Origin of the sequence: Alteromonas ulvae (assembly GCF_048987005.1) — a bacterium.
Lineage (GTDB): Bacteria > Pseudomonadota > Gammaproteobacteria > Enterobacterales > Alteromonadaceae > Alteromonas.
Genome location: NZ_CP185261.1, coordinates 3789431 through 3803451, shown reverse-complemented (window position 1 = coordinate 3803451; position 14021 = coordinate 3789431). Strand labels below are relative to the sequence as shown.

Genomic DNA, 14021 nt, shown 5'->3' with positions numbered 1-14021 from the left:
TGCTATTGCAAATAGTAATTACTCGCATTTGTATTTGTGTGGGGCATGCTAAATATGGGTCACTGAATATGGTTTACAATAATGAGTGGAAACGACGATGTGCTTTTAGGCTGCCAACTGTCTGAAGGTGGCAGGTTTGAAAGACCAAAAAACGCCATGGCATCTACTGAATAAGTCCATCCTCTGGCTTTGTTTGCCAACACCGCGTCTTTAACATTTCCTTTCAATCCTAATCGCATGATGTCTGGATTAACACGCCATTTTTTATACAGTGCAGTCTCTCGTTCCTCTGCCTGTTCAATAACCTGGTCATAGTGTGTTCTCAGCGCCAGCCACTCTGTCTGCTTTTCTTTACCTGTAAGCGAACTTACCATGGCATCAATATCGGTATCTCGCCAGCGAGCAGAAGCGGCATCTCCATGCCAGCCTATCACCGCATTGGTTCCGAATGTTTTGTTAATCGCGGCAGGGATGAGGTAATTGGCACATGATGAAAAACAAAACGTTGGGATAATAATATCGAGTTGGTGGTTGAAAATAAGCTCGGCTAAATCCATTCCCGCATTAATGTTACCGCCGCCACTCGTTACACTTATGCTTACAATGTGTTCACTATTAGCGTCGAGTAGATCTTTGAAGCGGGCATTTTGTGCATCACTGATTTCTCCAGTGTATTCGATAGTGTTTTCGTTAAGTGATACGGCAGCCATAATCTGTAGTGGCAGGCACAAAAGAAAAATAACAATGAAAGTTTTCATGAACGAGAGTCCGCATGTTCGCCAAAAATAAAGCGCGCAGAGTAAAAGTTAACAACGCTTTTTTCAATGCTAAATAGCAAAGGCCATACAGCAATTAAACAAAACACTCCTTAATGTGACAGGCACTTTTGTACTCACAAACACTCCTTAATGTGACAGGCACTTTTGTACTTTTGTACTCACCAACGCGCAGAAGCGAAGGTTCTGAATCACTTACTGAAAACGCAATCCACACCGGTTTACCAGTTTCTTATGCAGCGGTACAGGCGACTTTTGCTTCTTTGATTGATGACATGGTTTCGCATAAAAAGATATCTGCGGCAGCGTTTTGTAACTCCACAAGCTGCTGATATGAGCTAATGGCACGTGTACTGCGTTTGACTAATTCTTGACCCAAACCTGATAAATGGGGTCAGATCCACATTAGCTGAGAGATTGGCGCAATATTGGAAAGTCAGGACGAATAATGTTGATCTGACCCCATTTATCGATTCCGCCTAAGATTGACGTGGTCAAGCAAATTCACACAACCCAGTTAAGCAGCTTTTCCTAAGTTAGCCATATCAGCCTCATATTGATTTGGACTTTTGTAATCCAGGTATGAGTGCATTCTTTGGCTGTTATAAAACATAGTGATGTATTGCAGGATATCCTGCTGAGCAGCATGGCGACTCTGGTAGTGCCGCCATTGCACTCGCTCTTGTTTTAATGTGCCGAAGAAGCTCTCTACAACGGCATTGTCCCAGCAATCACCTTTTCTACTCATGCTGCCTGTTACCTTGTACCGCGTCAGTAGCTGTCTAAATTGTCGGCTTGCGTATTGTGAACCACGATCAGAATGATGTATCAGGCCCGCCTTGGGCTTGCGTTGCCATAAAGCCATTGTTAAAGCATCACACACCAGTTGGGCATTCATCCGTGAAGCCATACTCCAGCCCACGACCTTGCGCGAGAACAGATCAATGACAACGGCTAGATACAGCCAGCCTTCTTGCGTCCAGATATAGGTAATATCCGAGACATACGCTTGGTCGGGTTTTTCTGCAGAAAAGTTGCGTGACAGCACGTTATCGAATACAGGCTTCTGATGGTCGCTGTCAGTCGTTACTTTGTATTTTTTACGCCTTCTGACGCTCACGTTGGCTTCGTTCATCAAGCTACGCGTCCGTTGTGTTCCAACCGGATAACCCAGCGAATTCAGTGCGCGTTTCATACGCCTTACGCCATAAGTAAAATCACTGGCATCAGCTATTTTCTGTACCCAATCAATTAGCTCATCATGTTGTGGGTCTGGTTCAAGTTTCTCGTTTCGCCGCACGGCGCTGTAGTAATTACGGCGGCTGACTCCCAGAACCTTGCACATCAGGCTAATCGGCCAGGTCTTCTTATATTGGGTAATGAAACCGTATTTTATTTGGTTTCTTTGGCAAAGAAGACCGTTGCCTTTTTTAAGATCTCTTTCTCCATTTTCAGGCGCTTATTTTCTTCTCGAAGCTGACGAATTTCTTCCTGTTCCGGCGTCAACTTGCCATTACCCCGAAATGCGTGGGTACCTTCAGATTCTTGCTCTTTAAGCCAGCGGCCTAACATGTTGGCACTAATACCAAGACTACGAGCTGCCTCAGTAACTTTGTAATTCTGCTCTGTAACCAGACTCATAGCATCTAGTTTGAATTCTTTTGAGTAGCTTTTTCGCGTATTCATATACACTCCAGTTGAGATAATTATCTCTTAACTGGGTGTGTGAATCTATTGGAACACGTCAGATTGTTACGTTTTTCACTGTAATGCCTTGATACGGTTTGTGGATAAAGGGGATTAAAGCCAAAGGTCTGCATTCTAACCGCCGATAATGGCCATGATGTTAACAATGCTGTTGTTGATTCGAAAGTAAATCGAATTTAAACCACACTGGCAGCGGCGGTAGCCTGCACGAATATTTTCAGTGAATGAGATACTTTGTCTAGGCATGATCGAAATCCAATATCGTGGGTTTGGTGCGAAATTACACCAGGTGTTCAACGTTCACAATACATTGACTAGTCAACAGACATGGGTGGTCTACACATCGGGAAACGCCAATGGCTTGTTCCTGTCCAGCTTTTATATCAGCTACCGAAGTCTTTTGCTCTTCCTGCTTCGCGCATGGCTTGAACTGTTTGCTTATCGCAATTCGCCAGCTTAGGTGCTGATAACATGCCGTCTTCGTCAATGCGTATAAGCACGGGATTCGACGTTAGCGACTTGTACAAAATAGCGCCGTCTTTTTGCGTTCCGCTTACGTAAAACACGAGGTCTTGCCATACCGCGTCTTTTACATCTTCACTTACTGAACACACCAAAATATCGGGATGTTTATTAATGATGCCCGCACTCGCGCTAGCGCTAATCACAATGCCACTGAGTAATGCTAATAGTGACGCAGTGTTGAATATGCTTGATATCGACTTGCTCATACCGTGTTCCTTATGTTCATTCGTTCTCCATAGCTAAGCCTTTTTTTAACGTTATTGCCAACGGTAAAGTGTAAAAAATTGTTCCCTAGCCTCAAAAACTGGCATAAAATCTCGCCAATTCAACCCCTGCCTCAAGCGCCATGCTTACTCTCACCTGCGGCGGGGAAGAAGCATGCTGTGTTAAGTTTTTCATTGTCTTTATTAGTGGCATCGTTTTACAGCGAGGCGCAGTGATGAGGGCGCGGTGTAGTTTGCTTTTAGCGGAGTCATTATGAATAGGCTGCGTGAACTTTCCAGTCAAGTAATGGATGTTTACCAAGAGTTATCAGTAGAGTTTGGGAGTTACCAACGCTCTCAAGGGCTAGGGTGTATTGAAAAGTGCGGTGCGTGTTGTAACAAGCCTGATATTGAAGTGTCTCCCCTAGAAATGTTGCCTTATGCGCTGCATTTGTTCGATAGCGGGCAGGCCGAGCAGGTGTATAACGAGCTAGAGGCATATAGCGGTTTTGCCTGTAAGCAGTATCAACGGCTCAGCCTAGACGGTAACGAAGGATATTGCGGCATATACGAGTATCGTCCGGGGATCTGCCGTATGTTTGGTGCGGCGGGATACAAAACAAAACAAGGTGAAGCAACCTTGTCGGTCTGCAAACCAATTAAGAACGCCGTGCCGGAAAAATACGCCACTGCGCTGATTGCGATTAATGGGGCAGGGGATGCTGCTTCTAACCGTTCCTCATCGGATTTAGCATCAAATTCGGCACTTAATTCAATGGCATCACGCCTAAAGCCACCTATGATTGCAGAGGGCAGGCAGCGGCTTGTGCAGCTAGACTACGAATTAGGCGAAAAGTTGATGTCGATAAATAGCGCACTACGCTATGTGCTGGAGAAAATATTAACCGTAAGTTATTACGCAAGCAGCAACGACGACGGTGTGGCGGCATAGGATAAAAGGGGGTCAGAACCGGATTAACGTGTTAATCCGGTTCTGACCCCCTTTTATTGCCGCTTTGTTCGGCAACAATGTTATGGCGGGCTATACAAAACAACACATCGGAATACGCAAACCTGCAGGCTAGAAAGCGTCAAATAGAGTACTATCTGGGTACGTTTTGAAGCGCAGGAAAACTTCAATGTTTAGTGAAAAAATTATCGAGTGCGAGTGTTTTGAAGCTGTGGAAGAGCTTGCAGAACATGCTTATCTTGGGCGTGGGCGTTTTGATTGGGCGAAGGTTCGAAAAGAAGCCCATAATGCATTGGACCATCGCTTCGGCGAGGCGCAAGTAGAGCTGTGTGTTGAGAAGTGTAAAGGTTAAGCAATAAATAATGATGGGGTCTTGTAACTGCTGAAAAGGCCCTTTATCTTCTCTCCTTATTTTTATCACATATTTTCAATCACATGCTACACTTTTAAAGCCGGTAAACTACTAATGGAATACGTACTTATATGCTAGCTTTCAGAACAAATTTCATTTCCCCTACCTCCCTATTTGTCTTTCTGTCTTGCGGCTTATTTTATGTAGCAACATAGAACGGCAACACATATCAGTAAACTAAAGCCGCAGCGCAAAGCCACAACCGAGTGCCTTTAACTTCATTGCAATAGTGACTAGATAGGGTATTTTTACATGTTCAAAAATCGATACTGTGTTAATCAAGATATATTGCGTTATAGTCTGTTACACAAGCAAGATGAGCTATTACCGAAATTACGCAATGTAAAGCACCTCCTCTCCTGCGATTTTTTATGCGTTGGTATTACGAATGGGCAATCTGTTGCGTCCTCGTTGCTATTAACCAACGCTGACTCTCCCTGCAATGCACAGCTTAAACAGCTTAACTTCCATGAAATTGCTGGCCAAGAAGTATTGTCATCAGGCTTTTGTGTTCATCGTTACTCTGTTACTGCCGCGTCGGCCAATGTTGAGCGCTGTGGTATTCCACTACCGGCAACAGCTATGGGTATACCGTTACTCAATGAGATTGGCGAGAACGTGGGCGTTGTATTAGCGCCTTTTCCAGTGAATACCGATGAAGCGAGTCATCAAGCAGGGCTGTTAACTATGTTTGTCGACTGCTTAGAAACCTTTGTTCAAAAGAATTTTTTAGAGAAAAATGCCACTGAATATCTGAGTTTAGTCAATGAAGTTGAAGCCATGTCGAAAACAGGGGCATGGGAATATAGTTTGGAAGCAGACACCGTATTTTGGTCTGACCAAGTGTATCGTATCTATGGTGTGCCTCGCGATACGGTCATTAACGCCGATATGGCAATCGGATTTTATAAACCCGAGGAAAGACCCGTATTACAGCAGGCTTTCCATGAGTTACTTTCTGACGGTAAACCTTACGACCTCGAATTAAAGTTTATCGATGCGAAAGGCGTTAAGAAATGGGTGCGCACCAGCGGCAACTGTGAGCGCGACGCCGACGGCAACGTATGCAGAGTGTTTGGGGCGATTGAAGACACTACAGTAAACAAAAATCTCACACTCAAAGATGCGGAATATACCCACAAAGTAGAAAGTATTCTCAACAGTATAAAAGATGCCGTACTGACCATTAATTGCAATGGGGTTATTCAGCATTGCAACCACGCCGCTGCGACCATTTTTGGCTATACTCAGCAGCAATTGCTTGGCAGCGATATCGCCATGTTAATGCCTTCGCCTTATGCCGTTAAACATAAAGAGTACATGGCTTCTTATGAACGAACCGGCGAAGCAAAAATCATTGGTGTTGGGCGGCAACTGCCCGCAAAACGCAAAAGCGGCGAGATATTTCAAATGGAGCTGTCGCTGTCTGAACTCTATCAAGGCGGTGAAAAATATTACATTGGCGTGGTTCGTGATATTAGCGAGCGCATTGATGCCCAAGACACCATTTACAATTTAGCCTATACCGATAACGTCACTAACTTACGCAACAGCCAGTGGTTTGAACGTAAACTAAAAGAGTTGTCGTGCGACGCCGTGCGCTATGAGCACTACATTCACGTTATGCTGCTTGATATAGATAGCATGGGGGCCTTCAATCATCGCTTTGGGTTTAATGAAGGTGACAATGCATTAAAACAGATAGCGCAGAACATTAAGCGTGTTATTGGAGACGACTACTCGTTATATAAATATGACGCAGACTCCTTCATCGTACTGCATGAGCGCACTATTCCAAAGCGCAAAGCAAAGAAAATTAATACAGGGTTGATAGAAAATGCGCTTCTTAATGCCGGTCTTTATACGGTTGAAGTCAGCGATCACTATGAAAAGATGTCGATATCGTTAAGCAGCGCTATTTTTGATCCCACCGAGCATGGCCTAGAGTCAATGCTGAGTATTTTAGAAAGCGGCATGCTAAAGGCGAAAGCGAAATCACCCTATGGGCTGTGCCATATTGGCAAAGAAGGTATTGCGCAATACGACAAGCAGGCGCGGATCAAAAACTTAATTACAGGCTGTATTCACAATAACGAGCTGTCGTTGATGTATCAGCCGCAATACAATAACGACGGAGAAATAAAAGGCTGCGAAGCACTGCTTCGCTGGCATTCAAAAGAACTTGGATGGGTAAGCCCCGCCGAGTTTATTCCGTTGGCTGAGGAAAGTGCGGTGATTAACAGCATTGGCGACTGGGTGTTGCATCAGGCCTGTTTTGTTATTAAAGATCTCATGTGGCTGGGGGTAGACTGCACGCTTTCGGTGAATATAAGCGCCAAGCAAATCATCGCACCGGATTTCGCGGCCAAGCTGGTGGACATGCTGTATCAGTATGAAATACCGCCCCAGCTACTGATGCTTGAATTGACCGAAACTACCTTGGTGACTGATATGTCTGCGGTAAGGCATGTAATGAGTAGTCTAGCGAAAAGTGGGATTGCCTTTTCCATTGATGACTTTGGCACGGGGTATTCGAGCTTAGCTTACTTAAAAGAGTTACCCATTTCAGAGATTAAAATTGATAAGTATTTTGTTGATGATATTACAGAAGATTACCCCAACACGAATTATACGATTGTTGATGCCATCATAAATATTGCAAAAGCGTTAAACGTCCATTGCATTGCAGAAGGCGTGGAGACTCAAATCCAGTTTGACTATTTAAAGCGCAAAGGATGCTCATTATATCAGGGATATTTGTTTTCAAAACCTGTTGATAAACATCAATGGCTTGCATCACTGAATGAGCATAAGACTGGCTTTATCAACAAATGATATTAATTGGAATTGATGATGAAAGAGGTTGTTTATCCTCTTTCGTGCCTGTCTCAATAAAGTAGCGGTCTCAATAAAGCAGCAATACCCTAGTGTAACTAATTAGCGTGGATGGTTACTCAACGTACTGGGCAGGGTAAAAGGCTTCTGTGGAAGGAGTTAGTGCCCATTTATCTAATTGCGACCGACTGTATAAAATTATCGAACTGTAATTAACAGCCGGCAGATTGTTGTCGGATACCACGCTGTCGGAGAACAGCTTTGTATTTAAAAAGAGTTGTGCCGCAGCAGTACCTTGTTCCACTCCTGAAATGACAAGGCCTCCAATGACTTTCTCTTTCCCTACTGCATAGTCCCACAAAGCAAATGGGGGAATGGTGGCATTCGCGGAAATCCAGCTAATAGCGTCTTCTTCTGGCACAGCCGTACCGTCTTCATTTTTCAACGATTGGTATAGACCCACAAAAATGGCATCGAAACCCTCTTGTTCAGCCATTAAGATAGTGCTCTGCCAGTCGCTAAGGCTAGTAATACACTTTACCGTTATCGATACTCCCCCAAACTCTTGGTGCTCCTCTCTGTTAAACGTGTGTTGAAATATGGCTTGCGACGTGTGCCCATTATCGAATAATACCAATCCTTTTTTAATGGGAAGTAGTTTTTTGGCCACTAACACCGCGCGCTTTATCAGAAGGCGCTCTAATACGCCATTTACCTTTTCTGAAGTGGGAATACCGTACAAACGCGGGTTTGTGTTTACGCCGAAGTAAGTGAAGGGTATGTCTCTTTCAATCAGCGTGGGGCCGAGCAGTCTAATTGCATTATCGTCGGCTAAAAACACATGTTCAGGTGACAACTGCTCAATCTTATCTAATGCACGGCGTGATTGTTGAGCAAACTCAGTAAGCGGTAAGCGTTTAGTATCCATTTCAAAATAGCGAACTGTGTAAGTAGGCTGGAGTATGCTTTCGAGGCCTTTTCGATATGATGAAACCCAAGGATATTTTCCGTGATAGCTGTCTATAACAAGCACGTGAGGATGGGTCTCTGGGAGCCCAGTGGCGTAAGCTGTTGATGCTACTAAGGTAGTAAGCGTTAGTGCAATCATGGATATAAACCGTGATACACATTTGAGATGTGAAAAATGCATTGGCCATTAAAAATTGTAATCAATATTGAGTGTTACCAATATAGCCGCTTGATTTTCAATAATCACTCTTTTATCGAATTCGGGTAGCGAAAGAGTCTAGTGGTCTTTCGTCACTGTAACTTTCACCGTGTTTCGATTTATCTGCCAGCACCGCGAGTACTATTTACTGAATATGCCTTTAGCCATTCTGATGATATGTTCGCTTAGCGTATAGTCCGCTCGACTTTTACCGGTAATGGCATAGTAGCGTTCGTTAAGGGTGTTCGCATTTCCGATACAATGCACGTCGTATTGTTGCTCTACATGAGACGATATTGCTGAAGGCGCGCAAAATACGCCAAAGTTCTCGCTACCAAAAAGCTTCAGCAGTGCACTATCGTCAAATTCTGCCACTATTTTCGGGTACAGTTGCTCGGTTTCTAGCCAGCTAGTCAGCGCATGTCGGATACCCGAGGTGTGTCCCTGTATCAACAACGGCATGTGGTTTAAGCATTCTGGAAATTGTTGATGGACATTAAGCGGCTGTTTAGCAAAAAAACTTAACGAGCTTTCACCAAGAAAGTAACTGTTTGCATTAACCTGGGTGCCAGGGGCAATACCTCTATCTGCCACAATAAAATCTACCGCGTTAATGGCTAATTCTTTTAATAAACTATCAAAGCTGTCTTCTTTTACCACATATTTTACATTCGCAAACTGGCGCATGGTAGAATGCACAAAGTCATAAAAAAGCACTTTTGGAACGCCGTTAGTAATACCTATCACGAACTCTTTCGTATTGATTTCGTCGTTAGTGTTCAGAATTTCAGCGAGTTGGTTGCCTTTATGAAATATTTCACTGGCATACTGGTAGCTTATTTTACCTTTTGCGTTTAAATATAAACGTTTGTTTATTCTATCGAAAAGTGAATAGCCCAAATGGTTTTCAAAGGTACTTAGTTGCCCACTGACTGTTTGAGGAGTAACGTGAAGAAGTTTAGCCGCCTTAGCAATGCTGCCTTCCCGAGCAACAAGATAGAAATAGTAGAGGTGATGATAATTTAAATGGTGCATAACCAAGCTTTTTTCGATGATTTAAGAAGAATATAACAGATTTAATCTTACTCAAGATTAAATTACACTACGTAAAATAAGCTTGTGAGTATAGAAGATACGATTATGGGAAAAGTAATTAATCTGCGTAAAACAAGGAAAACGCTGTTTTCGTTGCTAAAGCCTGAAGCCAGCTTCTTCTCTGTGGCTATTGCCTATGGCGTTGCTATTGGTCTGTTAACGCTTGCCGTACCTATTGCGGTACAAACACTTATCAATAGTATTGCGAATATCGGCTCAACACGAGCTGTGGTGATCTTGGCAATAGTACTCTTTCTTACTTTATTTACCTCGGGGGTGTTTAGTGCATTGCGCACACGAATAATGGAATACTATGAGCGCAAGGTGTATGCCCGCCTCACCTCAGACTTGAGCTTACGCACCATAATGGCGCCACATAGTTATTTTGAAGGTCGCCAAAACATCAGTATTACGCAGCGTTATTTCGACATAATGATCCTGCAAAAAAACATTCCCTCATTAATGGTTGATGGTTTTGCGCTGGTGTTGCAAATGCTGGTGGGGTTCACACTGGTTTCGTTTTATCACCCTACACTGTTGGCGTTCAACGTAATTCTTATTCTTGTTATGTACGCTGTGTGGAAAATATGGGGCCGCGGAGCTAAACGAACGGCGATTGAGCTGTCTTCTGCAAAATACGATTCAGCGAAGTGGCTTCATGATATTGCCAGTGCACACGAATTCTTCAAATCGGCAGACCATGTGGAATATGCAGGCAGAAGTACTGAAGGCTTTATCAGCAACTACATTCAAAAGCATAAAAATCATTTTCACTACACTTTTTCTCAAGTTGTCATGTTTTTGTTGCTCTATGCGGTAGCGAGTGCGTCTTTGTTGGGTATTGGTGGTGTGTTAGTTGTACAGGGGCAGCTGTCTATCGGGCAACTGGTGGCGGCTGAGTTGGTGATGTCTTCTGTTTTCTTAGGGCTATCTCGTTTCACCCAATATTTAAAGCTGTATTATGAGTTATATGGCGCAGCTGAAAAGCTAGGTAACGCCCTGTCTATTCCCCAAGAGTCGTTGCATTCAGCTGCTGAACACATCCCAGAATCTTCGAAGCTGGTGTTTAATAAGCTCCAGCTTAAGTACGGTAACGATCATTGTAATATTGACGTTACGTTGGAACCCGGCTCACAATTTTTTGTAACTACCGATAAAAGTTGGGTGCAACGAGAGATACTGGGCCTATTAAAACGTTACGAGCCGGTGCGAACGGGTGATATTACGTTAGGCAACCTAAGCTTGAACGATTACGACATTCACGAATTGAGACAAGCGGTTACTATTCTTGACCGGTCTCTTATTATTGAAGTTTCTATTGAGCGTTACTTAAAACTGGCTCAGCCAAAGGCAACTCATGCCGATATTCGCAGAGCACTTGAAGAGGTTGAGTTAACGTCGGTAATTGATGCGCTACCCAATGGCGTACAAACTCAAGTATCGGTGCTTGGTGCGCCATTACAGCCTTTAGAGTTTTTATTGTTGAAGCTTGCTGCCGTTATTATCGCTAAGCCTCAAATTCTCATTTTAAACCAGCATTTTGATGCGATCCCGCCAGATTTGAGAATACGCCTACTCGAGAGACTAAAAGGTTATGACTTCACTGTACTGTATTTTACTAATACCCCCCTTCCAGAGTCAGCAACAGGCACACTGCATCTGCATGACAATGCAGAAGTGACTCTATACAAGCAACGTGATCAAAATAAAAATGATGAGCAAGCTGCAGACATACGTGCTTCAGAAGAGCGCACATCCGCAGGTCAGAGGTCAGAAAAAAAGGATTCAGAAGATCATGGCAAGGAGGGCGTGTAAATGAATAATACAGAAAGTCGCTTTTTAGACAACATGAAGTCGTTACCGGCAATGCGGGTGCCCAAGCTGCATATGGTCATATGTGGCATTATCGGGTTTTTGATTATCGCCTCTTGTTTAATTATGTATTACACGCCGTGGATACAAACTGCGTACGGCACCGGTATGGTCGACTCTCTCGACCCTGAGGATCGCATGCAGCCTATTAATGCCCTAGTCGATGGTCAAGTAAAGAAGTGGCATGTAAGAGAAGGGCAGCAGGTAAAAGCGGGCGAGCCTATTGTGACGCTGATTGATATAGACGCCCAGCGTTTAGAAAAGCTAGAGTCGCAATTAGCCGCAGCCAATCTGAAAAATCAAGCGAATGAAACCGCAGTGAGAAACGCTGAAAACAATCTTAAACGGCAAATTAGTCTGGAAGAGCAGGGGCTAGTGTCGCGAAAAGAAGTGGAAAACGCGCAAATCAAAGTGGAAGAATTACGCGCAAAAGCAGCGGCATCGGTAACAGAAATTAATGATGTAAGCATGACGTTATCCCGACAATCAACACAAACCAAAGTCGCTCCCGTCGATGGTACGGTAGTGAGGTTGTTATCGGGAGGTGTTTCTACCTTTGTAAACTCGGGAAATATTTTAGGGCAATTTATTCCTGCAGATGCCAAGCGCAGTGTCCGAGTGACAGTGAGGGGGTTAGATGCGCCACTCGTTACGCCTGGTGCAAAAGCGCGTATTCAATTCGACGGATGGCCCGTATTTCAATTTAGTGGCTGGCCTGGCGCTGCCATAGGCACTTTTGGTGGAGAGGTTGTGTACGTAGAGCCAGTAGCAAGTACAACCGGAGAGTTTCAGGTATGGATAAAACCCGATGAAGACGATATTGCGTGGCCTGCAGAAAGCTCGGCGCGCTTGGGTAGCCAAGTAAGAGCATGGATATTACTCGAAGAAGTACGCTTGGGTTATGAATTGTGGCGTCAACTTAATAACTTTCCGCCTAAGCCCACAACCCAACCGCAAACTACTGCAAGTAAGCAAGGAAGCGGACATTGATGATAAATACAACAAGGCTTTTTGCAGATAAGGTGGTCAAACTTGCCCTTTGCGCATTAATGCTTGGTGGTATAGCTAGCGCAAATGCAATCGATAATACGTCTGGCGAAGTGCCTGCGCCCACTATTAATGACTTTATCGAAAGCATTACACATTATCACCCCTACATACTTGCTATTAATGAGGGCAACTATCAGGCTGCTGCTGAGTTAGAAATAGCGCGCAGTAACTTCGACCCCTTTATTGAACAGAAAACAAAAAGCAGAGTGAGCGGTTACTACGATGGCACAAACCTAACCCAGCGCTTTACAAACCCGGTTGAAGATTACAATGCCAATGTGTTTACTGAATATCGCATTGCAGGTGGTGATTTTCCGGCTTACGAGGGCGGATATGATACGTTGTCAGCCGGTGAAGCCAGTATTGGTGTCGCGATGTCGTTATTGCAAAACCGTGAAATTGACAAGCGCAGGACAGAGTTACGTAATGCTGGATTGGCCACTGCACAGTGGGAAGCCCAAGCTATCAGTATGATAAACAGTTTTATCTACAAAGCGGTGAACGAATACATATCGTGGTATGAAAGTGCGATGCAGATAAAAGCGGTACAAAACTTACTTGCCACGGCGCAGGAACGAGAAGCGGCGTTAACCACACGGGTGGAGGAAGGAGACATAGCGGACATCGTGTTGGTAGAGTTTCAGGCCAACCTTTTACAGCAGCGGTTGCTGCTTGCAGAGCTTACTCAAAAGCGAGACGCCCATGCTCAAATGTTGTCTTTCTATTGGCGCTCTCCACAAGGTGATATGATGCCATTCAATGCCAATACGCCGCCTAGCAATATAGAATGGCCCTTCTTTGTGGGGGATGCACAACTTATTTCGCTGCGTAAGGCATTGCGGCAACACCCCGAACTTGATGTGCTTCAACTTGAACAACAGGTGGTAAAAAACAAAACCGCGCTGGCCAATAATGCACTTTTACCCAAACTCGACCTTCAAGCATCTATTGCACGAGACGTTGGCGCAGGATCAGAAACCTTAGAGGGCACAGAGACAAAAGTGGGTTTGTCATTTTCTTACCCTTTGGGTAACCGTAAGGCGAAAGCGGAACGTTCTCAGTTATTATCTAAGCAACGAGAGTTGGGGCATAAGTTTACCTCTGTTCAACAGTCGATTATCCAAAAATTTGAACAGGCTTATGTGTTTTGGACTCAAGCAAAAGATATTGCAGAATTACAAGGCGAGAACGCACTGTTGGCAAGGAGACTATCGGAAGTAGAAAGAACGCGATTTGATGCCGGAGACAGTGATATGTTTGTATTGAATGCCCGGGTTCAAAACGAAATAAAAGCTCAAATTAAAGAGATAAAAGCTAAGGTAGACTTACTAAAAGCAGAGTTGATGCTATATAAAGAAGCAGCAGTACTTTATGAAATGAAATAGCGCTTTATTTGTCTTGTTGATAA

General features: G+C 44.0%; 12 protein-coding genes. 6 read left to right on the top strand and 6 right to left on the bottom strand.

Annotated features, from left to right (window positions below; genetic code table 11):
- Window positions 1-59: 59 nt before the first annotated feature.
- From ACOJR9_RS16455 to ACOJR9_RS16440, 4 genes are all read right to left on the bottom strand, one after another.
- The gene (locus tag ACOJR9_RS16455) at window positions 60-758 is read right to left on the bottom strand and encodes a hypothetical protein (RefSeq protein ID WP_420933984.1); all 699 of its coding nucleotides are present in this window, start codon (window positions 756-758) and stop codon (window positions 60-62) included.
- Window positions 759-1293: 535 nt separating this feature from the next.
- Window positions 1294-2462, bottom strand: a protein-coding gene (locus ACOJR9_RS16450; RefSeq protein ID WP_420933983.1) for an IS3 family transposase whose coding sequence is annotated in 2 segments (ribosomal slippage) — window positions 1294-2213 and window positions 2213-2462 — 1170 coding nt in all. Because the reading frame shifts where the segments join, the coding sequence is not laid out codon by codon here.
- Window positions 2463-2597: 135 nt separating this feature from the next.
- Window positions 2598-2729: a hypothetical protein gene (locus ACOJR9_RS16445; protein ID WP_420933982.1), complete on the bottom strand. Its 132-nt coding sequence runs from the start codon at window positions 2727-2729 to the stop codon at window positions 2598-2600.
- A 137-nt stretch (window positions 2730-2866) separates the two neighbouring features.
- Window positions 2867-3214, bottom strand: a complete 348-nt coding sequence (locus ACOJR9_RS16440; protein WP_420933981.1) for a hypothetical protein — start codon at window positions 3212-3214, stop codon at window positions 2867-2869.
- Window positions 3215-3485: 271 nt separating this feature from the next.
- Between ACOJR9_RS16440 and ACOJR9_RS16435 the strand changes: the two genes are divergently transcribed.
- From ACOJR9_RS16435 to ACOJR9_RS16425, 3 genes are all read left to right on the top strand, one after another.
- Window positions 3486-4163 carry a YkgJ family cysteine cluster protein gene (locus ACOJR9_RS16435; protein ID WP_420933980.1) on the top strand — a complete coding sequence of 226 codons (678 nt, stop codon included), beginning with the start codon at window positions 3486-3488 and terminating at the stop codon, window positions 4161-4163.
- 187 nt (window positions 4164-4350) lie between these two features.
- Window positions 4351-4533, top strand: a complete 183-nt coding sequence (locus tag ACOJR9_RS16430) for a hypothetical protein (RefSeq protein ID WP_420933979.1) — start codon at window positions 4351-4353, stop codon at window positions 4531-4533.
- A 312-nt stretch (window positions 4534-4845) separates the two neighbouring features.
- Window positions 4846-7428 (top strand): EAL and GGDEF domain-containing protein, encoded by a 2583-nt coding sequence (locus ACOJR9_RS16425; RefSeq protein WP_420933978.1) that lies wholly within the window; start codon window positions 4846-4848, stop codon window positions 7426-7428.
- Window positions 7429-7543: 115 nt separating this feature from the next.
- Here ACOJR9_RS16425 and ACOJR9_RS16420 read toward each other — a convergent pair whose 3' ends face one another.
- Window positions 7544-8536, bottom strand: coding sequence for a hypothetical protein (locus ACOJR9_RS16420; protein ID WP_420933977.1), 993 nt, complete (start codon window positions 8534-8536; stop codon window positions 7544-7546).
- Between the two features lie 201 nt (window positions 8537-8737).
- On the bottom strand, window positions 8738-9631 hold the full coding sequence (locus ACOJR9_RS16415) for a LysR family transcriptional regulator (RefSeq protein WP_420933976.1): 894 nt from the start codon (window positions 9629-9631) through the stop codon (window positions 8738-8740).
- Between the two features lie 105 nt (window positions 9632-9736).
- On the opposite strand from ACOJR9_RS16415, the gene ACOJR9_RS16410 reads away from it, so the two are divergent.
- Genes ACOJR9_RS16410 through ACOJR9_RS16400 form a run of 3 tightly spaced genes read left to right on the top strand, consistent with a single transcriptional unit; the run spans window position 9737 to window position 13998 of the window.
- The gene (locus ACOJR9_RS16410) at window positions 9737-11506 is read left to right on the top strand and encodes an ABC transporter transmembrane domain-containing protein (protein ID WP_420933975.1); all 1770 of its coding nucleotides are present in this window, start codon (window positions 9737-9739) and stop codon (window positions 11504-11506) included.
- Window positions 11507-12553: an HlyD family secretion protein gene (locus ACOJR9_RS16405; RefSeq protein WP_420933974.1), complete on the top strand. Its 1047-nt coding sequence runs from the start codon at window positions 11507-11509 to the stop codon at window positions 12551-12553.
- Entirely contained in the window at window positions 12553-13998 is a 1446-nt protein-coding gene (locus ACOJR9_RS16400; protein ID WP_420933973.1) for a TolC family protein, read from the top strand. Before ACOJR9_RS16405 ends, ACOJR9_RS16400 begins: the two co-directional genes overlap by 1 nt.
- Window positions 13999-14021: the final 23 nt, after the last annotated feature.